The sequence below is a fragment of the Actinokineospora auranticolor genome, from assembly GCF_041897805.1.
In the GTDB taxonomy this organism is placed as follows: Bacteria; Actinomycetota; Actinomycetes; order Mycobacteriales; family Pseudonocardiaceae; genus Actinokineospora; species Actinokineospora auranticolor.
The window spans coordinates 147982-171603 of sequence record NZ_CP154825.1; the positions used below are offsets into that span (position 1 = coordinate 147982).

A 23622-nucleotide genomic window follows, 5' to 3' on the forward strand; every position below is an offset into this window, starting at 1 on the left:
AACCAGCTAGACCGCGTCGACAAGGTTAGGTTTTCCCATGGCTGAGGTTGCCACCCGTCGGGTCCTGATCGTCCTGCCCGCGCTGAACGAGGAGCAGAACGTCGCCGCGGTCGTCACCCACGTGCGCGAGACCCTGCCGGAGGCGGGGGTGCTCGTGGTCGACGACGGCTCGTCCGACGCCACCTCGCTGCGCGCCCGCGAGGCCGGTGCCACCGTGGCCCGGCTCGCGGTCAACCTCGGCGTCGGCGGCGCCATGCGCACCGGCTACCGGTACGCGGTGGCCAACGGCTACGACGTGGTCGTGCAGGTCGACGCGGACGGCCAGCACGACCCCGACCAGGTGCGCGAGCTCATCGACGGCCTCGACTCGGCGGACGTGGTCATCGGCGCCCGGTTCGCGGGCCGTGGCGACTACAAGGCGGGTGGCCCGCGCCGCTGGGCCATGGTGGTACTGGCCTTCGTGATCTCCCGGCTGGCCCGCACCAAGCTCACGGACGTGACGTCGGGCTTCAAGGCCGCCGGTCCGCGCGCGGTGAAGATGTTCGCCCAGTACTACCCGGCGGAGTACCTCGGTGACACCATCGAGTCGCTGGTGCTGGCCATCCGCGGCGGGCTGGTGGTGCGGCAGATCCCGGTGGCGATGCGGGAGCGCAGCGGCGGTACGCCGAGCCAGACCCCGATCCGGGCCGCCGTGTACCTCGCGCGCGCCGGCCTGGCCCTGCTGCTGGCGCTGGTGCGCCGCCGTCCCTCGGTCGAGTCGGCCGACGCCGCCTGACGGCGACGCGGTCATAAGGAGGTCGCAATGGCTGGATGGCGCATTCTCAGCATCGTCGTCGCGGGCTTGGTGCTGCTGTTCGTCTTCGAGATGCTGCGCCGCCGCAAGCTGCGCGAGAAGTACGCGGGCATGTGGCTGCTCGTCGGGCTCGGCGTGGTGGTCTTCGGCGTGTTTCCGGGCAGCGCGGAGGGCCTGGCCCGGCTGGTGGGCGTGCAGACCGGGTCCAACCTGGTCTTCTTCCTGGCCGGGGCCGTGCTCGGGGTGGTCTGCCTGCACCTGAGCAGCGAGGTCGGGCACCTGGAGGAGGAGACCCGCACAGCGGTCGAGGAGATCGCGCTGCTGCGCTGTGAGCTGGAGCGCACCCGCGCCGAGTTGGAGGCGCGCGTCGCGGCCTTGGAGACCGGCGCACAGGCCGGGGCCGGGTCGAACGGACAACTGGTATCTCACCCCCGGGGGTGAGCGGGTGGCCGAGACGTGAAACGGCGCCCGGTCCCTCGCGGGGCCGGGCGCCGTTTCGGCTTACCTCACGCTAGAACTCAGACGGCGCGGACGCCGGTGGCCTGCGGGCCCTTCTGGCCCTGGCCGATCTCGAACTCCACGCGCTGGTTCTCCTCCAGGCTCTTGAACCCGTTGCCCTGGATCTCCGAGTAGTGCACGAAGACGTCGGCGCCGCCGTCGTCGGGGCTGATGAACCCGTAGCCCTTTTCGGAGTTGAACCACTTGACTGTGCCCTGTGCCACGTCTATCTCCTCAACAGGTACCGCTTGGGCCTGCGCGGGCGCGCACACCCTGGTCGGTTTCAGACGGCGACTTCTCCGGCTTGACCTGGAGGAAACCCGCGCGCCCGCAACGATCTCTCGCGAGCGTGATCTAACACGTACTCAAGAAAATTCACGACCGGATACAGTCAACCACACACCTGATCGACCCCGCACCCGCATGGCGCGGCCCAGGCGGGGGTTGCGGTGGTCCACCCGCTGGGAGACGCTGGGAAGGTGAGCGAGCTCGCCAGTGACAACACCGAGTCCATCGCACTCCACCTCGACGAAGCCGGGGTCTCCGTCGACCTACCCCGACCGGCCCACGCCGGGGACCAGGTCCAGGGCGTGCCGTACCGCCCCGTCGAGTTCCGCGACGACGACCTGCCCACCGCGTTGGAGCGGGCCGCGTCGTGGCTGCGCCGAACGCAGGAGTGGCTGGGTGAGCCGGTGGACGTCATCGCCATCCACCTCGACTACGACGACGGTGAGAACCGGCCGTACTACGACGTGAAGCTGCTCTGCAACGAGGAGGACCTGGCGGGCGCGCCGATCGCCCTGCGCGAACACGTCGCCAAGAGCGCCCCCGGGCAGGGGTAGCGGGCTCCGGGGACCCGGTCGTCAGAACCAGCGCTCCAGCACGAGCGCCACGCCGTCGTCGGCGTTGCTCGCGGTGACCTCGTCGGCCGCCGCCTTGACCTCGTCGTGCGCGTTGGCCATGGCCACCCCGTGCCCGGCCCAGCGCAGCATCTCGATGTCGTTGGGCATGTCGCCGAAGGCGACCACGTCCGCGCGGGCGGCGCCGACCATGGCGGCCACCTCGGCCAGCCCCTTGGCCTTGGTGACCCCGCGCGCGGAGATCTCGATCAGCCCGCGGTCGGTGGAGTAGGTGACGTCGACGGTGTCGCCGAGCAGCTCCACCGCCGCGGCGCTCATCTGCGCGCTGGTCATGCCCTCGTGCCGGACCAGCAGCTTGGTCGCGGTGAACCCGAGCACCTGCGCGCGCGGGCGGATGACCAGCTCGCCGGTGGAGTCGCCCCAGGGGTTGACGAACCCGGCCTCGGCGGTGAACGGGGCCCGGTCGACCTGCGCGCCGATGTCCACCCGCTCGGTGGCCATCGTGCTGCCCGGCAGCGCGTGCGACAGGGTGTGCGCGACGTCGTTGAGCAGCACGGGGTCGAGGCCGTGGGCGGAGAGCACGTGCCCGGTGGTGATGTCGTAGATCACGGCGCCGTTGGCGCACACCGCGTAGCCGCGCAGCCCCGCGCTGTCGGCCACCGGCGGGATCCAGCGCGGCGGGCGGCCGCTGACCAACACGAACGGCGTGTCGGTCGCGCGCACGCGGGAGATCACCCCCACGGTGCGCGGGGTGATCTCCTCCAGCGGTCCGAGCAGCGTGCCGTCGATGTCGGAGGCGATCAGGCTGGGTTTCTGCACACCCGCCACTCTCCCAGAGCGGAGGTGGTCGGGCCGCCGGATCGCGTGGGCGTCACAATGGACGGGCGCAGTCTGCGGGCGCCCCCTGGGGGGCCGCGCAGAGGCGGGTGCCCCTTCGTCCCCACCGGGGCGGTCACCCCCCGGGCGGCCGTCCTGGGTACCGTCGTGAGTGCGCGACCGGTGGTAACCGGCTGCCGTGACGACCGACGTACAACCGACGTGACAATGACATCTGATGCCCAGGTCGATGACCTCGGCGGCGGGTTCTTGGAGGACTGAGGCGTAATGTCAGGACCAGCACGAGTTCAGAGCCCGGATGCTCCGGACGCGTCGTCGGGGCCTACGTCGAACGGGAAGCTGGTCGACCACGTCCCGGTCGGCCGCCTCGTGACCCAGCGCGGCCTGTTCGCCGGGCCGTCACCCATCGTCACCGAGGACCTCTACGCCGAGGTCGTCCAAGGCGCGGCCCAGCGCCGCCGCGACCGCGTGGTCGTGGAGCCGGGCTCGCTGGTGTCGATGAACACCTACTTCGGCCGGTTCCCGGCCAGCTACTGGCAGCGCTGGACCGTGGTCCGCGAGGTCACCGCCGAGCTGGTGGTCACCGGTTCCGGCAAGCTGTCGGTGCTGGCCTCCGACAGCGAAGGCGTGTCCCGCACGATCGCCGTCGAGCAGGTCACCGACGCCGAGGCGCGCTCGGTGTCGATCAGCGCCAAGATCGACCGGTTCAACGACGGCGGCGCGCTGTGGCTGGACCTGCGCACCGACGTGCACGAGGGGATGACCGTCGAGTCCGTCCGCTGGACCGTGCAGCCCCCCGAGCGGCTGCGCCCGGCGGCGGTCGTGATCTGCACCTGCAACCGCGCCGACGACTGCATCGCCACGTTGACCGCGCTGGCCGACGACCCGGAGGCGCTGGCCGGTCTGGACGCGATCTACGTCGCCGACCAGGGCAGCGACACGGTCGACTCGCGGCCGAAGTTCGCCGAGGTCAGCGCCCGGCTCGGGGCCAAGCTGCGCTACATCCAGCAGCCGAACCTCGGTGGCGCGGCGGGCTTCACCCGCGGCCTGTACGAGGCGGCCAAGGAGTCCGACCACGCCAACGTCCTGTTCATGGACGACGACGTGCTGCTGGAGCCGGACATCGCGATCCGGCTCAACTCCTTCGCCAACCGCACCGCGGAGCCCGCGATCGTCGGCGGGCAGATGCTCAACCTGCTGCACCCGACCCAGCTGCACGTCGGCGCCGAGTGGGCCGACCTGGAGAACCTGGCCCCCGGCCAGGTCACCAAGGGCGCGCTGCACGCCGCGGACCTCACCGGGGTCGACGAGGAGACCGGCAAGCCCAACCGCCAGGAGGTGCGGGTCGACGCGGGCTACAACGGCTGGTGGTCGTGCCTGATCCCGACGGAGATCGTGCAGGCCATCGGCTACCCGCTGCCGCTGTTCTTCCAGTGGGACGACGCCGAGTACGGCTACCGGGCCAAGGCGGCCGGGTTCGCCACCGTCACCCTGCCGGGCGCGGGCGTCTGGCACGCGGACTTCGGCTGGAAGGACTGGGACGACTGGCACCGGTACTTCAACCTGCGCAACTCGATGATCACCGCGGCGCTGCACAGCCGGTTCGACACCAAGCACATCGCCCGGGTGCTGACCGCGCAGATGACCCGCTACCTGCTCTCGCTGCAGTACGGGCTCGCCGCGACCCTGCTCAAGGCGGTCGAGGACTACCTCGCGGGCCCCGAGATGCTGCACGACGGCGGCGCGGCGGCGGTCCCGGCGATCCGGGCGCTGCGCGCGCAGTACCCCGAGACCGTGCGGCACCCGGCGTCCGAGGTGCCCGGCCTGCGCAGCGGTGAGCTCCAGCTGATCCCGGCGGGGGACACCCCCAGCCTCAAGCGGGCGGTGCTGATCAAGCGGCTGGCGTACCGGCTGCTGGGCAGGCACGTGCACGCGCGCGGCGCGGTCTCGGCGGAGGACGCGACCTGGTGGCACCTGTCGCTGTTCGACACCGCGGTCGTCACCGACGCCTCCCAGGAGGGCGTGCGGATCCGCAAGTACGACCGCGAGACCATGTTCCGCCTCGGCAAGGAGGCCGTGACCCTGTTCCGGCGGTTCATCGCCGAGGGCAACGCGGTGCAGGACCAGTACAAGCAGGCCATGCCCGAGCTGACCAGCCGCGAGAACTGGAAGCGGCTCTACCAGCTGTGAGCCCCGTCGGGGCCGGGGGCACGCGCTCCCGGCCCCGGGCGGGTGTCCACCCCTGGGAGCGCTCCTGACGCGCCGTGAGGTGGCCACCACGGGCTGTGTCGGGCCTGAGCGCTATGTTCGACGGGTGCGCGTAGGCATCGTCATCCTCCCCGAGCATCGCTGGTGGGCGGCCGAGCCGAAGTGGCGGGCCGCCGAGGAGTACGGCTTCGACCACGCCTGGACCTACGACCACCTGGGCTGGCGCTCACTGGTCGACGGGCCGTGGTTCGACGCCTTCCCCACCCTCACCGCCGCCGCGATGGTCACCACCGAGATCCGGCTCGGCACCTTCGTCGTGTCCCCGAACTTCCGCCACCCGGCCCCGCTGGCCCGCCAGGTCCTCGCGGTCGACGACATCTCCGACGGCCGCTTCCAGCTCGGCCTCGGCTCCGGCGCGACCGGTGTCGGCGGTTACGACCGCGGTGCCGTCGGCGAGGCCCACGTCCCGCTGACCCCGGCCCAGGTGGCCGACCGGTTCGCCGAGTTCGTCGAGCTGACCGACAGCCTGCTGGCCACCCCGCGGACCACCTTCCACGGCGCGTACTTCCGCAGCGAGGAGGCCCGCAGCGCCCCTGGGTGCGTGCAGCGACCGCGGGTGCCGTTCCTGGTCGCGGCCAACGGGCCCCGCGCGATGGCCGCGGCCGCGCGGTTCGGCCAGGGCTGGGTCACCACCGGCAGGCCGGGCACCGAGTCCGCCGACGAGTGGTGGCGCGACGTCACCAAGCGCGCCGAGCGGTTCGACCAGGTGCTCGCCGAGCACGACCGGGACCCCGCCACCATCGACCGCTACGTCAGCGTCGACGCCTCCCCGCTGTTCTCGCTGGCGAGCGTCGACGCGTTCACCGAGCACGTCGGCCAGGCGCGGGACGCGGGCTTCACCGACGTCGTCATCCACTGGCCGCGCCCGGACGGCCCGTACGCGGGCCGCGAGACCGTGCTGGAGCAGGTGGCGGCGGACGTGCTGCCGCTGCTGGGCGGTCGGGCCGCGAAACCGGCCGGGTCCACGCCGCCGGGCAACGCGCCAGGGGGCTTGGGCGTCTCCTAGGGCGAGGCAGGTCGGAGGGGGCTTGTCCACGGGGCCCCGGTGCCAGGGGGAGCGGCGCCGGGGCCCCCGCACGTCTGCCGGGCGGTGCCGGGGCGGCCCCCGTATCCCGGTGCGCGGGGTTGTGCAAGGCCACAGGTAGCCTGAGCCACCGTGAGCGCGGTTGCAGAAACCAATGACGTCAATTACAGCGGGTACGACCTGGTCGTGGTGGGGTCGGGCTTCTTCGGCCTGACCATCGCGGAGCGCACCGCCAGCCAACTCGACAAGCGGGTCCTGGTACTGGAGCGGCGGTCGCACATCGGCGGCAACGCCTACTCCGAGCCGGAACCCGAGACCGGTATCGAGGTGCACCGCTACGGTGCGCACCTGTTCCACACGTCGAACAAGCGCGTGTGGGACTACGTGAACGAGTTCACCGAGTTCACCGGCTACCAGCACCGGGTGTTCGCCAAGGCCGGGGAGCAGGTCTACGCCTTCCCGATGAACCTGGCGCTGGTCAACAGCTTCTTCGGCCGCAGCTACACCCCGGACGAGGCCCGGGCGCTGATCGCCGAGGAAGCCAAGGAGTACGAGACCGACAAGGCGCAGAACCTCGAAGAGAAGGCCATCTCGCTCATCGGCCGCAGGCTCTACGAGGCGTTCGTGCGCGGCTACAACGTCAAGCAGTGGCAGACCGACCCCAAGGAACTGTCCGCGTCGATCATCACGCGGCTGCCGGTGCGCTACAACTTCGACAACCGGTACTTCAACGACACCTACGAGGGCCTGCCGGTCGACGGCTACACCGCGTGGCTGGAGAAGATGGCCGCGCACCACAACATCGACGTCCGGCTGGACACCGACTACTTCGAGGTCCGCGACCGGATCCCGGTCGGTACCCCGACCGTCTACACCGGACCTCTCGACCGGTACTTCGACTACGCCGCGGGCAAGCTCGGCTGGCGCACCCTCGACTTCGAGACCGAGGTCGTGCCCACCGGCGACTTCCAGGGCACCGCGGTGATGAACTACAACGACGCGGAAGTGCCCTACACCCGCATCCACGAGTTCCGGCACTTCCACCCGGAGCGCACGCACTACCCGACGGACAAGACGGTCATCGTCCGCGAGTACTCGCGCTTCGCCGAGAAGGACGACGACGAGCCGTACTACCCGATCAACACCCCGGAGAACCGGGAGAAGCTGACCGCGTACCGCGAGCTGGCGAAGGCGGAGGCCGCCACGAAGAACGTCGTCTTCGGCGGTAGGCTCGGCACGTACCAGTACCTGGACATGCACATGGCGATCGGTTCGGCGTTGTCGGTGTTCGACAACAAGGTGGCTCCCCACCTGCGTGACGGCGCCCCGCTCGACGGTTCTCTCGACGGCTAGACGAAACATGACGGCCGCCTTCGCCGATTCCCGACGGGGGATTCGGGCCGGGAGCCGGTCGAAACTGGGAGGTAGGCAAGTGGACCGCAGCGCGTCCGCCGTTGGGCGGGAGACCGCGGCGCTGAGCCGGGTGCAGGGCGCGATCGGGAAACCACCGGTGGTGACGGCGGCCCGCGGGCTGTCCCTGTTCGGCGAGCACAGCGCCGGGTGGTTCGCCATCGGCGTGCTCGGTGCCGTCGTCGACCGCAAGCGCCGCAAGGACTGGCTGGTGGCCGCCGGTGGCGTGGTCGCCGCGCACGCCGCGTCCATCGCGATCAAGCGGGTCGTGCGCAGGCCCCGGCCGGACGACCCGTCCGTGCAGGTGCTGGTCGGGACGCCGAGCAAGCTGAGCTTCCCGTCCTCGCACGCCACCTCCACCACCGCCGCCGCCGTGCTGTACTCGGGGCTCACCGGGCGCAGCCTGGTGCCCGTGCTGGTGCCGCCGATGCTGGTGTCGCGGCTCGTGCTCGGCGTGCACTACCCCTCGGACGTCCTCGCGGGCTCCGCGCTCGGCGCGGTCGTCGGCGGGCTGCTGCGGCGCAAGCTGCGGGGTGGCAAGCGGTGAGCGGCGGCAAGGTCAAGGCCGAGGGCGCCAAAGCGGCGGCCACCCAGGCCGACGACGTGGACCCCGAGGCCGTCGACTCCCTGGCACCCGAGCCCCCGGCCAAGCCGCTGCCCACGAACGTGGTCACCGGGCTGATCCGCACCGCGCGCCCGCGCCAGTGGGTGAAGAACGTGCTGGTGCTGGCCGCGCCGTTCACCGGCCACCGGGTGTTCGACAGCGCGGTGCTCGTCGACGCGGCCATCGCCTTCGTCGCGTTCTGCCTGGTGTCCTCGGCGGTGTACCTGGTCAACGACGCCATCGACGTCGAGGCCGACCGGGCGCACCCGAAGAAGCGGTTCCGGCCCATCGCCGCGGGCATCGTGCCGGTCCGGGTGGCCTACATCGCCTCGGCGGTGCTGTTCCTGGCCTCGATCGGCATCGGGGTGCTGGCGGGCTGGCCGCTGGTCATCGTGCTGGCGGTCTACGCGGCCGTGCAGCTGGGCTACTGCCTGGGCCTCAAGCACCAGCCGGTGATCGACCTGTGCATCGTGGCCTCGGGCTTCCTGCTGCGCTCGATCGCCGGTGGTGTGGCCGCGGGCATCCCGCTGTCGCAGTGGTTCCTGCTGGTCACCGCGTTCGGCTCGCTGTTCATGGTCTCCGGCAAGCGCTACGCCGAGATCATGCTGTTCGAGAAGACCGGGGCGAAGATCCGGGCCTCGCTGGCCAAGTACTCGGCCAGCTACCTGCGCTTCGTGTGGGCCACCTCGGCGGCCATCATGATCATGAGCTACGCGCTGTGGGCGCCGGGCATCCGCGACCGGGCACCGGACAACTCGGTGTGGGCGATGATCTCCATCGTGCCGTTCGTGGTCGCCGTGCTGCGCTACGCGGTCGACATCGACGGCGGCGAGGCGGGCTCCCCGGAGGACATCGTCCTCAAGGACCGCATCCTCCAGGTCCTCGGCCTGGCCTGGATCAGCTGCGTCGCGCTGACGATCTACCTGTAGTCACGAGCCGCGAAACCGGGCCCTGGTCGAGCACCAGGGCCCGGTTTCGCGTACCCCCAGGCCACTGACGTCACAGGATGTTGCGGTACCGGTACGGCTCGTAGCGGGTGGACGAGTTCTCGTACGGGTACCTGATCCGCCTGCGCACCGCGCCCAGTCCGGTGCGCTGCTCCAGGCCCCAGAAGCTCATCCGGCTCGCGGTCTCGACCCAGTCCTCGAAGATGGCGGCGTGCCGGGTCACGGGCGTGCCCTCGCGGCGCAGCAGCACGTCACCCGGCAGCAGCATGGCCTTCTCGATCGGGTCGCTGACCTCGGCGACGGCCTCGATGCCCGCCACCGACTCGGGCAACTGCCAGGCCATCGCCAGGTAGCCCGCCGAGTCGGTGCGGTAGCAGCCGAACTCGTTGGACCACCACTCCCGGCCGTTGTGCGGGACGTTCTCGTCCACCCAGCTGTACGCGCGCTTCAGCACCGCCGCCCTGGTCACCAGCGGGCCCAGCGCGCTTTCCCCCTGATCGTCCACCACCGTCACCACTCCCGGACTCCGAGCCGCGCCGGGTGTCGCCGGCCACGGAAAGGCGATCTTTCCGGGGTGAAGTATGCGGTGTACGGGTTCAGGAAACCTTTAAGCGCCGAGGGGTCGCCTATAGCTTTCCTATAGAACGGGGGCGCGGACGGCGGAGAGCCAGCTCGCCGGGGTGAGACCGGCCAGCTCGGCGGACTCGCGGGTGGTCGCGGCCCGGAACAGCTCGACCGCCTCGGCCCAGTGCGCGCCCGCCGCGGCGGGCGCGTCGACGGACTCCGCGGCGGCCAGGTCGCGCAGCGTGCGCGCCTGCCACAGCGGCAGCGCCAGCGCCGTCCACTTGGTCAGCGCGTCCGCCAGCCGCGTCCGCGCGGTCGCCAGGTCGCCGTCGGCCAGGGCCAGCTCGCCCTGGGTGCGGGTGACCAGCGCGACGCCGAACCGGTCGCCCTGCGCGCCGCACAGCGCGTGGCACTCGTCGAGGATGTCGGCCACGCCCGCCAACCGGCCCTGCCGGATGCGGGCCTTGGCCAGCGACTGGGCCGCGTAGGCCGCGCCGAGCTTGTCGCCCGCGGCCAGCAGCACCGACTGGGCCCGCGCGCACAGCCGCTCGGCGGTGTCGGCGTCGCCCAGCGCCCGGTGGCACAGGCCCAGCCCGCGCAGCGCCAGCCCCTCGCCGCGCTGGTCGCCCAGCTCGCGGTAGGTCTCGGTGCAGCGCTGGAACCAGGTCACGGCCGCGTCGAGGTCACCGAGGTCGCGGCAGCTGGCGCCCAGGCCGTAGTCGGCGGCGGCCACCACGGCCCGGTCGCCGAGCCGCTCGGCGATCGCGCTCGCCCTGGCCAGGTGGTCCCGGGCGCGGGTGAAGTCGGCCAGGTCGCGGTGCACGGTGCCGATGCCGACCAGCGCCACGGCCAGCGTCGCCTCGTCGCCCACCCGCTCGGCGCCCCCGGCGGCCTGGATGAAGTAGGCCAAGGCCGCCGGGAACTCGTCCTTCTCGTAGTAGAGCTGGCCCAGCCCGGCCAGCACGGTGGCCTCGGCCTGCGAGTCGCCGCTGTCGCGGGCGGCGGCCAGGGCCACCTCGTGCGTGCGCTGCCAGCCGTCGAACTCGTTGCGCACCGCGAACGGCGACGACAGCAGCGAGGTGATCAGCATCGTGGTCATCTCGTCGATGCCCAGCTCGTGCGCGCGCTCCACGGCCCGCACCACCGCGGAGGTCTCGGACTTGAACCAGCCGGACGGGTCCTGCTCCACCTCGGCCACCAGCCGGGGGTCCAGGTCGACGGCCGCGGCCAGCTTCGGCCGCAGGCCCAGCGTCACCCGGGGCAGCTTGCCCGCGCCCGCGTCGACCAGCGCCATCCAGGTCGCCAGGGTCCGGCACACCGCGGCGGCCACCGCGTCGGCAGGCTCCTCGCGCAGCGCGTGTTCGGCGCCGAAGAGCTGCACCAGGTCGTGGAAGCGGTAGCGCACCCGCCCGATCGCGTCGATGCCGGCGACCTCCACCAGCCGCAGCTCCACCAGCTGCTCGACGACGTCCTCGGCGTCGTCGAGGGCGATCTCCAGCAGCGGCGCGGCCAGCCAGGAGCCGAAGTCCGGCAGGTCGAGCAGGGCCAGCAGGTGCAGCGCGTGCCGGTTCAGGTCGTCGAGCTCGACGTAGTTGAGCCGCAGGCTGGAGCGCACCGCGATGTCGCCGACGGCCAGCTCGTCGAGCCTGCGCCGCTCGTCGGAGAGCCGGGTGGCCAGCGCGCGCAGCGGCCAGTGCGGCCGGGCCAGCAGCTTGGCGCCCGCGGCCCGCACGGCCAGCGGGATGCCACCGCACAGCGCCGCGATCGTCTCGGCCGCGTCGGTCTCGTCGCCGACCCGGGACTCGCCGACGATCCTGGCCAGCATCCGCACCGACGCCGACGCCGACAGCAGGTCCAGCTCCACCCCGATCGCGCCCGCGATGCCGGTCAGCCGGGACCGGCTGGTGACGAGCACCAGGCAGCCGGGGGACCCCGGCAGCAGGCTGCGCACCTGGCTCTCGCTGCGGGCGTTGTCCAGCAGGATCAGCAGCCGCTTGCCCTCCACGCGCCTGCGGAACAGCTCGACCCGGTCCTCGGTGTCGCCGGGTAAGTCCGGGCTGTCCACGCCCAGCGCGCCGAGGAAGCGGCCGAGCACCTCGAACGCGCCCAGGTCGCGCTCGGCGCCGCGCAGGTCGGCGAAGAGCTGGCCGTCGGGGTAGCTGGCCCGGATCTGGTGCGCGGCGTGCACGGCCAGCGCCGACTTGCCCGCGCCCGCGAAGCCGGACACCACGACCGTCGGGCTGGCCGCCCGGTCGGACCCGCCCAGCTCGGTGATCGTGCGCAGTTGCTCCTCGCGCGCGGTGAAGTCGCTGATGTCGGGGGGCAGGTGCCGGGGCACGGCCGCCGCGCGCCGCTGCGCGCCCGGGGCGGCGTGCGCGGCGGGACGGGTGCCCGCGCGGGGCCCGGTGGACACCGAGATCCGGCGCTTGGCCTCGGGGCTGCCCAGCGGGCGCAGCGTGCCGTCGAGCACCGCGGCGTGCAGCTCGCGCAGCTCCTGGCCCGGCTCGACGCCCAGCTCGTCGAGCAGCCGCTCCCGGCCCTCCCGGTAGGCCGCGAGCGCGTCGCCCTGCCTGCCGCTCTCGAACAGCGAGCGCATCAGCAGCCCGCGCACCTGCTCGCGCAGCGGGTGCGCGGCCACCAGCCTGCGCAGGTTCGTGGCCACCTCGCCCGCGCGGCCCTGGTGCAGCAGGCAGCGGGCCAGGCCCTCCTCGGCGCTGAGCCGGTCCTCCACCAGGGTGACCGACTGGGCGCGGGCGAACTCGGCCTCGACGCCGCCGAAGGCCGGGCCGCGCCACAGGCCGATCGCCTGCTGGTAGAGGCCCGCCGCGGCGTCGTGGTCCATCTGCCGCTCCGCGTGCCGGGCGGCGTAGAGGTGGTTCTCGAAGCTCTCCAGGTCGCTGTCGGTCGGGTCGACGTCGAGCAGGTAGCCGGGGGAGCGGGTGGTCAGCGCGGCCTTGTGCGGGAGCCCGGCGAAGGCCCGGCGCAGCAGCGAGACGTAGGTGTGCACCAGCGCGGTGGCCGAGGCGGGCGGGTGCTCGTCCCAGATGAGGTCGATGAGCCGCTCGGTGGCGACCACCTGGCGCGGTTGCAGCAGCAGCGCGGACAGCAGCGCCTTGGGTTTCGGTCCGCCCAGGTTCACCGACTCGTCGCCTGCACCGCCCGGTTCACCCGATCTGACCTCGACCGGGCCCAGCACCAGAATGCGCACGTCCTACCCCCAGGTGAGTGTGCTCGCCTCCATAATCGACTTCTTCGGCGCGTTCGTCACCACCGGAGTTCGCGGTCGGGCACGCGGCGCGACCGCGAACCGGGGTGCGAGAACCGGACCCGGGGGGTCCGCTCAGATGGGCAGCTTGCGGAAGATCGGCCGCGGGATGTGCCGCAGCACCGACATCACCAGCCGCCACTGGCCGGGCGCCCACACCAGCTCGCGGCGGTGCCGCACGGCGGCCACGGCGATCTCGGCGACCTTCTCCGGGGTGGTGGCCATCGGCGCGGCCTTCATGCCCTCGGTCATCTTCGTGCGCACGAACCCGGGCCGCACGACCGTGACGTTGATCCCCTCCGGGCGCAGCGCCTCGCCGAGACCGAGGAAGAACCCGTCGAAGCCCGCCTTGGTGGCGCCGTAGACGAAGTTCGACCGGCGCACCCGCTCACCGGCCACCGACGACAGCGCGATCACCGAGCCGTGGCCCTGCGCGCGCAGCCGCTCGGCCAGCGCGATGCCCAGCGACACCGGGGCGGTGAAGTTGACCTGGGCCAGCTCCACCCCCGCCGCGTGCTCCTGCCAGGCCTGCTCCGCGTCGCCGAGCAGGCCGAAGGCCAGCACCGTCACGTCGACGTCGCCGTCGGCGAACGCCTCGGCGACGACCTTCGGGTGCGAGTCCAGGTCGCGGGCGTCGAAGGCCAGCGTGCGCACGGTGGCGCCCGCGGCGCGCAGCCGCTCGGCGGCGGCGTCGAGCCGCTCGGAGGGGCGCGCGGCCAGCGTCACGGCCAGCGAGCCCGAGCCCGCCTGGCTCGCGTAGTTCTCGGCGATGGCGAGCCCGATCTCGGACGTGCCGCCGAGCAGGAGCAGGGACTGCGGGGAACCGACTGCGTTGATCAAAGTCCGAGCCTTCGCGATTGGTCCGAGGTGAACAGGCCGTCCGGGTCGACCGACTGGCGGACCTTGCGCCACTCGTCGAGCCGGGGGTACATCCGCCGGAAGGTGTCGGGGTCGGTCCGCGACTCCTTCGCCAGGTAGAGCCGACCGCCCGCGGCGAGCACCTGCTCGTCGAGCCGGGTGCAGAACTCCAGCAGCCCGGCCTTGATCGGGAAGTCGACGGTGATGGTCCAGCCGGGGCGCGGGAACGACAGCGCCGCCTGGTTGCCCTCGCCCATCCGCTTGAGGACGTTGAGGAACGACACGTGCCCGGACTCGGCCATCTGCCGCACGATCGAGCGCAGCGCGGCCTCGGCGTCGAAGGGCAGGATGAACTGGTACTGCAGGAAGCCGTTGCTCCCGTAGGCCCGGTTCCACTCGCCGAACATGTCCAGCGGGTGGTAGAAGGCGGTCAGGTTCATGACCTGCCCGCGCGACTTCTTCGGCGCCTTGCGGTACCAGGCCTCGCCGAGCAGCCGGAAGGTCAGCTTGTTGGCCAGGCCGTTGGGGAACACGTCCGGCAGGGTCAGCAGCTGCGGGGCGTCGAAGCGCAGCGGGTTGCCCCGGTACTTCTTGGGCAGCTCGTCGAGCTTGGCCAGCGAGCCCCGGGAGAACACCGCGCGGCCCAGCCGCCCGTCGGTGTTGATCGAGTCGAACCACGCCATGGAGTAGTCGTAGGTGTCGTCCGAGCCGTCGGTGAAGACCGCCAGCGTCTCGTCCAGGTCCGCGGTGCGGTCGGTGTCGCTGATGAAGTAGGCGCTCTCCGTGTGCTGGAGCGCGACCGTGGCCTGGATGATCACGCCGGTCAGGCCCATGCCGCCGACGGTGGCCCAGAACAGCTCCGACTCGGGGCCGTCCGGGGTCAGGCTGCGCACCTGGCCGTCGGCGGTCAGCAGCTCCAGCGACCGGACGTGGTTGCCGAAGCTGCCCGCCGAGTGGTGGTTCTTGCCGTGGATGTCCGAGCCGATGGCGCCGCCGATGGTGACCTGGCGGGTGCCCGGCAGCACCGGGACCCACAGCCCGAACGGCAGCGCGGCGCGCATCAGCTGGTCGAGGCTCACGCCCGCGTCCAGCACCACCAGACCGGTGTGCGCGTCGATCGAGTGGATCCGGTTGAGCCGGGTCATGTCCAGGACGAGACCGCCCGCGTTCTGCGCCGGGTCGCCGTAGGAGCGGCCGAGGCCGCGGGCGATGACCCCGCGCGGACCGGCCGCGGCGACGGCGGCGATCACCTGGTCGGGGTCGGTCGGTGTGGCGACGGTGGCCACCGTGGGCGCGGTCCGCCCCCAACCGGTGAGGGCACGGGTCTCGTACTGTCCTGGCTCCACCGACCCAGGGTATCCGGGCTCGCGGGCGCTCCTAGACTGGTCCCCGCCACGGGCCCCGAGGGGTCCGCGCCGGGGGGACCTGAGGAGGGGACGGGCGAGATGGCCGAGGTCAGCGAGAACCCGAGGACCGGTGTGGTCGGCGAGAACTCCCGCGCCGGGCTGTTGTCGCAGCTGCTGCGCTTCGTGCTGGTCGGCGGGTTCTGCGCCGTGGTCGACTACGGCACCTACCAGCTGCTGCTGCACCTGGGCCTGTGGGTGCACCTGGCCAAGGCGCTGAGCTTCATCCTCGGCACCACCACCGCCTACTTCCTCAACAAGCGGTTCACCTTCACCGACGCCGCCGACCGGGGCGTCGGCCAGGCGGGCGGGTTCGTGCTGCTGTACACGGTGACGTTCTTCGTCAACGTGGGCACCAACGCGCTGATGCTGGCCGTGCTGCCGGAGTTCGACTTCCGGTACGCGGTGGCCTGGGTCATCGCCCAGGGCCTGGGCACGGCCATCAACTTCGTGCTGCTGCGCACGGTCGTGTTCCGCAGCTGACCCCGGCCGCCGCCGCTACTTGCCGAAGCCGACACCCCGGTCCGGGGAGCCGTAGACCCGCACGTGCGCGGGCAGGGTGTCCAGGTGGGCGCTGGCCACGTGGCCGAAGTTGATCGCGGCGTTGGTGCCGTCGGCCAACTCCGGGGTGTCCACTCCGGCGGAGGCCATGAGCACCGGCAGCCGCGGCGCGAGGCTCTTGGCGGCGCGGTCGGACAGGGCGTAGACCAGCGGCTCGCCGCCGGAGGCCAGGTGCAGGATCAGCGCGTGTCGGGTTTCGTTCATGCGTCGACCACAACACGCGACCCCTTGCCGCGCAAGGGAAGTTCACCATCGGCGGATTCGCCGTCGGCGTACCGGGTTGATCGGTGGGCGTAGCCTCGACCTCGTGATCGAGGAGTTCCTGGTCGGGCGCGGGGCCCGCGAGCAGGCCCACCCGGGCGGGACGCTGCTCGCCCACCTGGCCCGGACCCGGGACTCGCTGGCGGTCTGGGGCGCCCGCCCGGTCCTGCAACTGGCGGGCCTCACCCACGCCGTGTACGGCACGGACGGTTACCCGCACCCCCTGGTCGCGGTGGCGGAACGACCCCGGCTGGTGCGGTTGCTCGGCCCGGAGGCCGAGGCCATCGTCTACGCCTACTGCGCGCTGGACCGGCGGTTCAGCTACCCGCGGCTGCTGTCCGGAGTGGTGCGCGACCGGTTCACCGGGGAGCAGGTGCGGATCGACTCGCCGCTGGTGCGGGACCTGGTGGAACTCACCTTCGCCACCGAGCTGGACGTGATGGCGCAGAACCCGTCGCTGCGCAAGCGGCACGCCGTCGAGCTGCGGTCGCGCCTGACCACCTGGTCCGGTCACGCCAGCCTGCCCGCCGTCGAGGCCCTGGAGCGCCTGCACCCGTGACGCGGGACGACGAGTGGTGGTGATCGGTCGGTCTCGTCCGGTCGAAGTGGTCGACCGGACGCGCGGCTCGTCGGTCCACTGGGGACCGGCGGTGGGCGACCGCGCGGTCGCCCACCCAGTTCGGCTCAGTGCCGGAAGAACTGCTCCCGCTTGCCCTTGCGGACCAGGCGCAGCCAGTCGAGGAAGGCCTTGGGGTCGCGTTTGGTGCCGAGGAAGTAGAGGCCGAAGCGGAAGACCTCCAGCATGCCGAGCTTGCGCATTCCCGGCTGGGACAACAGGTAGCCGCGGTTGCGGTAGGTGTAGTACTTCTTCACCGCGTTGTCCGGGTCCTGCGCGTGCAGCTTGCCGCCGAGCATCGGCTTGAACTCGTCCGAGCCGTCCGGGTGCAGGTAGGCGGCGGTCAGGCAGGTGCCGAACGGCAGGCCCGAGCGGACCAGGCGGCGGTGGATCTCCACCTCGTCGCCGCGGAAGAACAGCCGGTAGTCCGGGACGCCGACCACGTCGAGGGTGTCGGCGCGGAACAGGGCGCCGTTGAACAGCGACGCGATACCGGGCAGGAACTCGGTGCCCAGCTGGTCGGTGCCGCGCTTCCAGCTCAGGCCCCGGCGCAGCGGGAAGGCCAGCTTCTCCGGCTGGTCGATGTTGGTCACCACCGGCGACACCTCGGCCAGGCCGCGCCGCTCGGCGACGTCGAGCAGGGTCGCCAGCACGTTCTCGTCGGCCGGTCGGCCGTCGTCGTCGGCCAGCCACAGCCAGTCCGCGCCCATCGCCAGCGCGTGCAGCATGCCGAGGGCGAACCCGCCCGCGCCGCCGAGGTTGCGGTGCGACGGCAGGTACGTGGTGGGCAGCGGGCAGGACTCGACCACGTCGCGGGCCGGTTCGTCCTCGGGGCCGTTGTCCACGACGACGAGGTGGTCGGGGGCCCGGGTCTGGGCCGCGATCACCTTCAGGGAGTCGGCCAGCAGCGCGCGCCGGTGTCGGGTGACCACCACCGCGACGACCGCGCCCGCGGGCAACCTCGTCATGTGCTCTCGCCGAGCCTTTCCAGCGTCTCCGCGCTCATGTACTCGAACGGGTCGCGGCCCTTGTAGGCCGTCAGCACCTCGCGCAGCGAGCCGTGCATCTTCATCCGGCCGCCGTCCATCCAGATGGCCGTGTCGCAGAGCTCGAAGAGCAGCTCGTCGGAGTGCGAGGCGAACACCAGCATGCCCGACCGCTTCACCAGGTCGACCAGCCGGCCCCGGGCCTTGGCCATGAACTCGGCGTCCACCGCGCCGAGGCCCTCGTCGAGGATCAGGATCTCCGGGTCGATCGAGGTGACCACGCCCAGCGCCAACCGCACCCGCATGCCCGTGGAGTAGGTGCGCAGCGGCAGGTTGAGGTAGTTGCCCAGGTCGGAGAACTCGACGATGTCGTCGACCCGGTCCAGCATCTGCTTGCGGGACATGCCCAGGAACATGCCGCGGATCAGGATGTTCTCCAGACCGCTGATCTCCGGGTCCATGCCGACCGCGAGGTCGAACACCGGGGCGATCTTGCCGTGGATGTCCGCGGTGCCCCTGGTCGGCTCGTAGATGCCCGCGAGCAGCCGCAGCAGCGTGGACTTGCCCGCGCCGTTGTGCCCGACCAGCGCGACCCGGTCGCCGTCGCGCAGGTCGAGGGTGATCGCGTTGAGCGCCTCGATGATCGGCACCCGGGCATCGGTGCCGATCTTGCCGCCGACCTTGGCGAGCACGGCCTTCTTCATCGAGCGGGACTTGGCGTCGAAGATCGGGAAGTCGACGCAGGCGTCGCGTACCTGGATGCTGACCATCTGCTCCGCCTCGCTCAGACCCAGTAGGAGATTCGGGCACGGTAGTTGCGCATGGCCAGCAGCGCCAGGGTCCAGCCGACCACGGTGAACCCGCCGACCACGGCCCAGTGGTGCCAGCTCTGCGTGCTGCCGATCAGCGGCGCGCGCAGGATCTGCACGAAGTGGTAGAGCGGGTTCAGCTCCAGGATCAGGTGCTTCCAGTCGCCCGGGCCGAGCTTGGTGGTCAGGATGTCCACCGGCCAGACGATCGGGGTCGCGTAGAAGAGCAGCTGGGTCAGCGCGTTGATGACCTGGGGGATGTCGCGGTAGCGGGTGCTGATGATGCCGAACAGCAGCGTCACCCAGCCGCCGTTGACGGCCAGCAGCGCGAAGGCCGGGATGGCGAGCAGGACCGACCAGCTCAGTCCGGGCTGCGGGGCGCCGTGGGGGGACAGCAGGTAACCGGGGGTGCTCAGCGGGCCGAAGAACAGCGCGAGCACGACCAGGTAGACCAGCATGTTGTGCGCGAGCATCAGCGTCTGGCGCCAGACCGTGCGCAGCGCGTAGACCGTCAGCGGCGCGGGCACGTGCTTGATCAGACCTTCGTTGGCCACGAAGGTGTCCGAGCCCTCGGTCAGGCAGCCGAGGATGAAGCCCCAAACGATGAACCCGACGGTCAGGTACGGCAGGAAGGTCTGGACCTCGATGCCGAACAGCTGGGAGTAGAGCAGCCCCAGCCCGGCGGCGGTGACGCCCATGCTCAGCGTGATCCACAGCGGGCCGATGACCGAGCGGCGGTAGCGCTGCTTGATGTCCTGCCAGCCCAGGTGGCCCCACAACTGGCGGGCGGCGGCGCCCTCGCGGATGTCGCGCATGGCTCGGGCCATGTTGCGGCCGGAGTGGACGACGGGCGTCGGAGGTATATCGGTGGCGCTGGTTGCCTGCACGGTGGTTGAGCGTACCGGCGCGTTTCCCCGCCTATGTAAGGCGGCGGTCGGGTGGTGGGCACCGTGGGAGCATGTCCGCCGTGACCGGATTCCCCTCCCCGCCACCCACTGTAATCGCTGTTGTTCCCGCGCGTGGCGGCTCGAAAGGCGTGCCCGCGAAGAACTTGGCCACGGTAGGTGGTGTGCCGCTGGTAGTCCGCGCGGTGCGGGCACTGGTGGCCGCGGAGCGGGTTGATGAGGTCGTGGTGAGTACGGACAGCGACGACATCGCCGCGGTCGCCGCCGCTGCGGGCGCCCGGGTGGTGCGCAGGCCCGCGGCGATCTCGGGGGACACCGCGTCGTCGGAGTCGGCCGTGCTGCACGCGTTGGACCAGTACCCCGTCGACCCCGAGACCGTGCTGCTGGTGCAGTGCACTTCGCCGTTCATCGCGCCGGGGACCGTCGACGAGGTGGTCGCCGAGGTCCGCGACGGCGGCCACGACGCCGCGTTCACCGCGGTCCGGGTGCACGAGTTCCTGTGGCGGGTGACCGGCGACGGCACCGCCGACGGCGTCAACCACGACCCCGCGCACCGACCCCGCCGCCAGGACCGCGAGCCGGAGTTCCGGGAGAGCGGCGCGGTCTACGCGATGGCCGTGCCCGGCTTCCGGGCCGCGGGTCACCGGTTCTTCGGCCGGGTCGGGCTGGTCGAGGTGCCGCAGTCCGACGCCATCGAGATCGACACCCCCGACGACCTGGCGCTGGCCCGCCGGTTGGCCGACGGCCGGGCGCCCGCGGCCGCGATCGACGTGGACGCCCTGGTCACCGACTTCGACGGCGTGCACACCGACGACCGGGCCATCGTGCTGCAGGACGGCACCGAGGCCGTGGTGGTCAGCCGCTCCGACGGCGCCGGGGTGGCCGCGCTGCGCGCCGCGGGCGTGCCGGTGATGATCCTCTCCGTCGAGCTGAACCCGGTGGTCGCCGCGCGCGCGGCGAAGCTGGGCGTCGAGGTGGCGCACGGGGTGTCGGACAAGGCCGCGCGGCTGCTGGCCTGGCTGGCCGAACGTGGTCTCGATCCCGCCCGGGTGGCGTACGTGGGCAACGACCTGCGCGACATCCCGTGCCTGGAACTGGTCGGGTGGCCCGTGGCGGTGGCCGACGCCCGGCCGGAAGTGCGCGCTGTGGCTAGGGTCGTGTTGACCAACGCGGGCGGCGCGGGCGCGGTACGAGAGGTGGCCGACCTGATCCTCGCCGCGAGGTGAGGACGACGCGAAGACGAGGACGGGGCGATGACGACGGCAGAGCGGAGCACCGGGCAGGTGATCGCCTTAGGCGGGCGGCTGGTCGGCGACGGGCACCCGGCCTACGTGATCGCCGAGGCGGGCATCAACCACAACGGCGACGTCGAGCTGGCCAAGCGGTTGGTCGACGTGGCCGCCGACGCGGGCGCCGACGCGGTGAAGTTCCAGAAGCGCACCCCCGAGATCGCCACCCCGCCGGACATGCGCGACACCCGGCGGGACACGCCGTGGGGCGAGATGAGCTACCTGGAGTACCGCCGCCGCGTCGAGTTCGACGTCGAGCAGTACGAGGAGGTCGACCGGCACGCCAAGGAGCGCGGCATCGCCTGGTTCGCCTCGCCGTGGGACGTGCCGAGCGTGGCGTTCCTGGAGCGGTTCTCGGTGCCGCTGCACAAGGTCGCGTCGGCGTCGTTGACCGACATCCCGCTGCTGGAGGCGCTGCGCGACACCGGTCAACCGGTCATCGCCTCCACCGGTATGTCGACCATCGAGGAGGTGGACCGGGCCGTCGGGGTGCTGGGCACCGAGCAGTTGGTCCTGCTGCACACCACGTCGACCTACCCGTGCCCGCCGGAGGAGTCGAACCTGCGCGGCATCGCCACGCTGCGCGAGCGCTACGGCGTGCCGGTCGGCTACTCCGGCCACGAGCGCGGGTTGCAGGTCTCCATCGCGGCGGTCGCGCTGGGCGCGTGCGTGGTCGAGCGGCACGTGACCCTGGACCGCGCGATGTGGGGCTCCGACCACGCCGCCTCGCTGGAACCGGAGGGTCTGCGCAGGCTGGTTCGCGACATCCGGATCGTGGAAACCGCGCTGGGTGACGGTGTCAAGCGGGTCTTCCCGGGTGAAGAGGCGCCCCGCAAGCGCTTGCGCCGGGTCTGAACGCCGGAGTTGTCGATCTCCTGTTCGGCCGGGGGAGCGTGGCGTTCTACTCTTGCTCACCCTGTGTTCAGTGTCCGATCCGCCGCACCGGGTGATCGGATCGTCCCCACCGCGACACCCCCGCGAGGCCAACGAAGTCGAATGAGCGTTCTGCACACCACCAGCGAGGCGCCGCCCGTGCCGGAGACCAGGGAACTGCTCGCCGCTCTGCTCGCCGCGTACTCGCGCGGCGAGCCCGGCTCGCCCCCCGGTTCCGTGGCCATCGTCGGCAACGCCCCGGTCGACCCCGACCCGGGCCGCGCCGCCGCCGTCGACGGGGCGGACCTGGTCATCCGGATGACCAGCTTCGCCGTCGACACCGACGACCGGGCGCCCGCGCTCGGCCGCCGGACCGACGTGGTCATGCTGCACCGGGGGCTGGTCGCCAGCCCGCACACCTTCACCGACTACACCAGCAGGCTCTACCTGCTCGTGGAGCCGGGCAGGTTGCACTGGGAGCCGGAGACGCTGCCGGACTGGTGGCCCGCCGACCTGGGTTTCCTCCCGGTGCCGAACCGGGAGTTCACCCTGCCGCTCAACCGGCTGCTCGGGTTCCCCGCCACGGCCGCCACCTGGTCCACGACCGGCACGCTGACCGCGTACCTGGTCACCGAGCTGTTCCCGGACGCCCGGGTGCTGATGACCGGCATGTCGATCATCGACCAGCCCGAGCAGACCAGCTTCGCCCACGCCTGGGGCGCGGCCGTCGACGTCACCGCGGAACACCGCCTGGCCGCGGAGGCGAGCCTGCTGCGCCGCTGGGTGCACGACGGAAGGATCGAGGTCATCCCGTGAACGAGGACCTGAGCGCCCGCCTGCGCACGGCCGCCAAGGCGGTCGGCGGTCCGGTCTGGAGCCGCCTGCGCCCGCGCTTCGAGCAGCTGGCCCGGCAACAGGCGCACGCGGTGCGCGCCGAGGCCGAGCACCGGATGGGCGAGCGGCTCGACGACGTCCACCGCGAGCTCGACGAGCTGCGCGTCCGCGCGGACCACGTCGACCGCCGGGTCGAGGAATTACAGGGCCACATCGACTGGCTCTACGGCGAGCAGCGCCGCTACGCGCCGCAGCTGGCGGCGCTGGAGGCCCGGCTGGCCGAGCTCGAGCGCGGCCGGGTCGACGCGGACACCGGGGTCGAGGCGCCGGTGTCCGAGGAGGAGATCGGCCCGGTGGCCGCGCTGGTCGAGGAGATCCGCGTCGAGCACGCCCGGGTCCGCACCCGCCTCGGTCTGGTGGCCCGGTACGAGGAGCGCATCGCCCGGCTGGAGCACGCCACCGAGCCCGCCGCCATCCCCGAACCCACCCCGAGCCGCGAGTCGGAGAAGTAGTCGGCGCGGCACGGGCCGCCGACGGGATGTCCCGCCCGCGGCCCGTGGCACTGCGCTGCTTACAGGTACTGGCCCGTGTTCCCGGGGCGCAGCGGCGACTCCTGCGCGTCACCCGCGCCGACGCCGGGCGGCAGGCCGCGGCGCATCTGCTCCAGCTGCACCCGGGCGGCCATCTGCTGGGCGAACAGCGCGGTCTGGATGCCGTGGAACAGACCCTCCAGCCAGCCGACCAGCTGGGCTTGGGCGATGCGCAGCTCGGCGTCCGAGGGGGTGTGCTCCTCGGTGAACGGCAGCGACAGCCGCTCCAGCTCCTCGCGCAGCTCGGGCGCCAGGCCGTCCTCCAGCTCCGCGATGGAGCGCTTGTGGATCTCCCGCAGCCGGTTGCGGCTGGCCTCGTCCAGCGGTGCCGCGCGGACCTCCTCCAGCAGCTGCTTGATCATGGTGCCGATCCGCATGACCTTGGCGGGTTGCTCGACCATGTCCCCGACGGACTCGGCCGGTGCGTCGCCGTCGGGGATCCTGGCGGTGCCCAGCGGGGAGCCGTCCGGGCCGACGACCATCACGTGGTGCGCCTGCTCGGCCTCGTCGCGGCCGCCCGCGGCGTTGGTGGGGTGTGTCACCCCAGCCAGGGTAGTCGCACGTCGG

25 protein-coding genes are annotated in these 23622 nt (G+C 72.0%); 14 read left to right on the forward strand and 11 right to left on the reverse strand.

The window, feature by feature from the left end; all coding sequences use genetic code 11:
* Positions 1-37 precede the first annotated feature (37 nt).
* A complete protein-coding gene (locus V5P93_RS00765) occupies positions 38-775 on the forward strand; it encodes a glycosyltransferase family 2 protein (RefSeq protein ID WP_104480917.1) in 738 nt (245 codons plus the stop codon).
* Positions 776-802: 27 nt separating this feature from the next.
* Positions 803-1234, forward strand: a complete 432-nt coding sequence (locus tag V5P93_RS00770) for a DUF2304 domain-containing protein (protein ID WP_104480916.1) — start codon at positions 803-805, stop codon at positions 1232-1234.
* A 77-nt stretch (positions 1235-1311) separates the two neighbouring features.
* On the opposite strand, the gene V5P93_RS00775 is transcribed toward V5P93_RS00770, so the two are convergent.
* Positions 1312-1515: a cold-shock protein gene (locus tag V5P93_RS00775; protein ID WP_104480915.1), complete on the reverse strand. Its 204-nt coding sequence runs from the start codon at positions 1513-1515 to the stop codon at positions 1312-1314.
* Between the two features lie 255 nt (positions 1516-1770).
* Here V5P93_RS00775 and V5P93_RS00780 point away from each other — a divergent pair, with 255 nt between their 5' ends.
* Complete coding sequence (locus V5P93_RS00780) at positions 1771-2133, forward strand: hypothetical protein (protein ID WP_104480914.1); 363 nt, start codon at positions 1771-1773, stop codon at positions 2131-2133.
* Positions 2134-2154: 21 nt separating this feature from the next.
* On the opposite strand, the gene V5P93_RS00785 is transcribed toward V5P93_RS00780, so the two are convergent.
* Positions 2155-2970, reverse strand: coding sequence for a Cof-type HAD-IIB family hydrolase (locus V5P93_RS00785; protein ID WP_104480958.1), 816 nt, complete (start codon positions 2968-2970; stop codon positions 2155-2157).
* A gap of 285 nt (positions 2971-3255) precedes the next feature.
* Between V5P93_RS00785 and V5P93_RS00790 the strand changes: the two genes are divergently transcribed.
* The 5 genes from V5P93_RS00790 to V5P93_RS00810 all read left to right on the forward strand — a co-directional run bounded on the left by V5P93_RS00790 (position 3256) and on the right by V5P93_RS00810 (position 9223).
* Positions 3256-5178 carry a glycosyltransferase gene (locus V5P93_RS00790; RefSeq protein ID WP_104480913.1) on the forward strand — a complete coding sequence of 641 codons (1923 nt, stop codon included), beginning with the start codon at positions 3256-3258 and terminating at the stop codon, positions 5176-5178.
* A gap of 124 nt (positions 5179-5302) precedes the next feature.
* Positions 5303-6262: an LLM class flavin-dependent oxidoreductase gene (locus tag V5P93_RS00795; RefSeq protein ID WP_104480912.1), complete on the forward strand. Its 960-nt coding sequence runs from the start codon at positions 5303-5305 to the stop codon at positions 6260-6262.
* Between the two features lie 150 nt (positions 6263-6412).
* Positions 6413-7633 carry a UDP-galactopyranose mutase gene (gene glf / locus V5P93_RS00800; RefSeq protein WP_104480911.1) on the forward strand — a complete coding sequence of 407 codons (1221 nt, stop codon included), beginning with the start codon at positions 6413-6415 and terminating at the stop codon, positions 7631-7633.
* Positions 7634-7754: 121 nt separating this feature from the next.
* Positions 7755-8237 carry a phosphatase PAP2 family protein gene (locus V5P93_RS00805; protein WP_104480957.1) on the forward strand — a complete coding sequence of 161 codons (483 nt, stop codon included), beginning with the start codon at positions 7755-7757 and terminating at the stop codon, positions 8235-8237.
* Positions 8238-8293: 56 nt separating this feature from the next.
* Positions 8294-9223, forward strand: a complete 930-nt coding sequence (locus V5P93_RS00810) for a decaprenyl-phosphate phosphoribosyltransferase (RefSeq protein ID WP_374066639.1) — start codon at positions 8294-8296, stop codon at positions 9221-9223.
* A gap of 70 nt (positions 9224-9293) precedes the next feature.
* Here V5P93_RS00810 and V5P93_RS00815 read toward each other — a convergent pair whose 3' ends face one another.
* From V5P93_RS00815 to V5P93_RS00830, 4 genes are all read right to left on the reverse strand, one after another.
* Positions 9294-9746 carry a hypothetical protein gene (locus tag V5P93_RS00815; RefSeq protein ID WP_146108174.1) on the reverse strand — a complete coding sequence of 151 codons (453 nt, stop codon included), beginning with the start codon at positions 9744-9746 and terminating at the stop codon, positions 9294-9296.
* Between the two features lie 132 nt (positions 9747-9878).
* A complete protein-coding gene (locus tag V5P93_RS00820; protein ID WP_104480908.1) occupies positions 9879-13013 on the reverse strand; it encodes an AfsR/SARP family transcriptional regulator in 3135 nt (1044 codons plus the stop codon).
* Between the two features lie 132 nt (positions 13014-13145).
* Entirely contained in the window at positions 13146-13910 is a 765-nt protein-coding gene (locus V5P93_RS00825; RefSeq protein WP_104480907.1) for a decaprenylphospho-beta-D-erythro-pentofuranosid-2-ulose 2-reductase, read from the reverse strand.
* The gene (locus tag V5P93_RS00830) at positions 13907-15274 is read right to left on the reverse strand and encodes an FAD-binding oxidoreductase (protein ID WP_104480906.1); all 1368 of its coding nucleotides are present in this window, start codon (positions 15272-15274) and stop codon (positions 13907-13909) included. The genes V5P93_RS00825 and V5P93_RS00830 overlap by 4 nt, the downstream gene beginning before the upstream one ends.
* A gap of 99 nt (positions 15275-15373) precedes the next feature.
* Between V5P93_RS00830 and V5P93_RS00835 the strand changes: the two genes are divergently transcribed.
* Positions 15374-15814 carry a GtrA family protein gene (locus V5P93_RS00835; RefSeq protein ID WP_104480905.1) on the forward strand — a complete coding sequence of 147 codons (441 nt, stop codon included), beginning with the start codon at positions 15374-15376 and terminating at the stop codon, positions 15812-15814.
* A gap of 15 nt (positions 15815-15829) precedes the next feature.
* Here the strand turns inward: V5P93_RS00835 and V5P93_RS00840 are convergent, their stop codons facing one another.
* Positions 15830-16096 carry a hypothetical protein gene (locus V5P93_RS00840; RefSeq protein WP_104480904.1) on the reverse strand — a complete coding sequence of 89 codons (267 nt, stop codon included), beginning with the start codon at positions 16094-16096 and terminating at the stop codon, positions 15830-15832.
* A 103-nt stretch (positions 16097-16199) separates the two neighbouring features.
* Here V5P93_RS00840 and V5P93_RS00845 point away from each other — a divergent pair, with 103 nt between their 5' ends.
* Positions 16200-16712: a DUF6817 domain-containing protein gene (locus V5P93_RS00845; protein WP_104480903.1), complete on the forward strand. Its 513-nt coding sequence runs from the start codon at positions 16200-16202 to the stop codon at positions 16710-16712.
* Between the two features lie 125 nt (positions 16713-16837).
* Here the strand turns inward: V5P93_RS00845 and V5P93_RS00850 are convergent, their stop codons facing one another.
* Genes V5P93_RS00850 through V5P93_RS00860 form a run of 3 tightly spaced genes read right to left on the reverse strand, consistent with a single transcriptional unit; the run spans position 16838 to position 19391 of the window.
* Positions 16838-17737 carry a glycosyltransferase gene (locus V5P93_RS00850; RefSeq protein ID WP_104480902.1) on the reverse strand — a complete coding sequence of 300 codons (900 nt, stop codon included), beginning with the start codon at positions 17735-17737 and terminating at the stop codon, positions 16838-16840.
* Positions 17734-18525 carry an ABC transporter ATP-binding protein gene (locus V5P93_RS00855; protein ID WP_104480901.1) on the reverse strand — a complete coding sequence of 264 codons (792 nt, stop codon included), beginning with the start codon at positions 18523-18525 and terminating at the stop codon, positions 17734-17736. Before V5P93_RS00855 ends, V5P93_RS00850 begins: the two co-directional genes overlap by 4 nt.
* Positions 18526-18539: 14 nt before the next feature.
* The gene (locus tag V5P93_RS00860; RefSeq protein WP_104480900.1) at positions 18540-19391 is read right to left on the reverse strand and encodes an ABC transporter permease; all 852 of its coding nucleotides are present in this window, start codon (positions 19389-19391) and stop codon (positions 18540-18542) included.
* 131 nt (positions 19392-19522) lie between these two features.
* On the opposite strand from V5P93_RS00860, the gene V5P93_RS00865 reads away from it, so the two are divergent.
* From V5P93_RS00865 to V5P93_RS00880, 4 genes are all read left to right on the forward strand, one after another.
* On the forward strand, positions 19523-20695 hold the full coding sequence (locus tag V5P93_RS00865) for an acylneuraminate cytidylyltransferase (RefSeq protein WP_104480899.1): 1173 nt from the start codon (positions 19523-19525) through the stop codon (positions 20693-20695).
* A 27-nt stretch (positions 20696-20722) separates the two neighbouring features.
* Positions 20723-21613: an N-acetylneuraminate synthase family protein gene (locus V5P93_RS00870; protein ID WP_104480898.1), complete on the forward strand. Its 891-nt coding sequence runs from the start codon at positions 20723-20725 to the stop codon at positions 21611-21613.
* 141 nt (positions 21614-21754) lie between these two features.
* Entirely contained in the window at positions 21755-22447 is a 693-nt protein-coding gene (locus V5P93_RS00875) for a hypothetical protein (RefSeq protein ID WP_245931466.1), read from the forward strand.
* The gene (locus tag V5P93_RS00880; RefSeq protein WP_104480897.1) at positions 22444-22977 is read left to right on the forward strand and encodes a hypothetical protein; all 534 of its coding nucleotides are present in this window, start codon (positions 22444-22446) and stop codon (positions 22975-22977) included. Before V5P93_RS00875 ends, V5P93_RS00880 begins: the two co-directional genes overlap by 4 nt.
* Positions 22978-23036: 59 nt before the next feature.
* Here the strand turns inward: V5P93_RS00880 and V5P93_RS00885 are convergent, their stop codons facing one another.
* Positions 23037-23537 carry a bacterial proteasome activator family protein gene (locus tag V5P93_RS00885; RefSeq protein ID WP_104480955.1) on the reverse strand — a complete coding sequence of 167 codons (501 nt, stop codon included), beginning with the start codon at positions 23535-23537 and terminating at the stop codon, positions 23037-23039.
* Positions 23538-23622 lie beyond the last annotated feature (85 nt).

Coding starts and splice junctions, on each gene's coding strand:
- V5P93_RS00765 (WP_104480917.1), top strand. CDS start 38: ATGGCTGAGGTTGCCACCCGTCGGGTCCTGATCGTCCTGCCCGCGCTG.
- V5P93_RS00770 (WP_104480916.1), top strand. CDS start 803: ATGGCTGGATGGCGCATTCTCAGCATCGTCGTCGCGGGCTTGGTGCTG.
- V5P93_RS00790 (WP_104480913.1), top strand. CDS start 3,256: ATGTCAGGACCAGCACGAGTTCAGAGCCCGGATGCTCCGGACGCGTCG.
- V5P93_RS00835 (WP_104480905.1), top strand. CDS start 15,374: ATGGCCGAGGTCAGCGAGAACCCGAGGACCGGTGTGGTCGGCGAGAAC.
- V5P93_RS00840 (WP_104480904.1), bottom strand. CDS start 16,096: ATGAACGAAACCCGACACGCGCTGATCCTGCACCTGGCCTCCGGCGGC.
- V5P93_RS00850 (WP_104480902.1), bottom strand. CDS start 17,737: ATGACGAGGTTGCCCGCGGGCGCGGTCGTCGCGGTGGTGGTCACCCGA.
- V5P93_RS00855 (WP_104480901.1), bottom strand. CDS start 18,525: ATGGTCAGCATCCAGGTACGCGACGCCTGCGTCGACTTCCCGATCTTC.
- V5P93_RS00860 (WP_104480900.1), bottom strand. CDS start 19,391: ATGGCCCGAGCCATGCGCGACATCCGCGAGGGCGCCGCCGCCCGCCAG.
- V5P93_RS00865 (WP_104480899.1), top strand. CDS start 19,523: ATGTCCGCCGTGACCGGATTCCCCTCCCCGCCACCCACTGTAATCGCT.
- V5P93_RS00870 (WP_104480898.1), top strand. CDS start 20,723: ATGACGACGGCAGAGCGGAGCACCGGGCAGGTGATCGCCTTAGGCGGG.
- V5P93_RS00875 (WP_245931466.1), top strand. CDS start 21,755: ATGAGCGTTCTGCACACCACCAGCGAGGCGCCGCCCGTGCCGGAGACC.
- V5P93_RS00885 (WP_104480955.1), bottom strand. CDS start 23,537: ATGGTCGTCGGCCCGGACGGCTCCCCGCTGGGCACCGCCAGGATCCCC.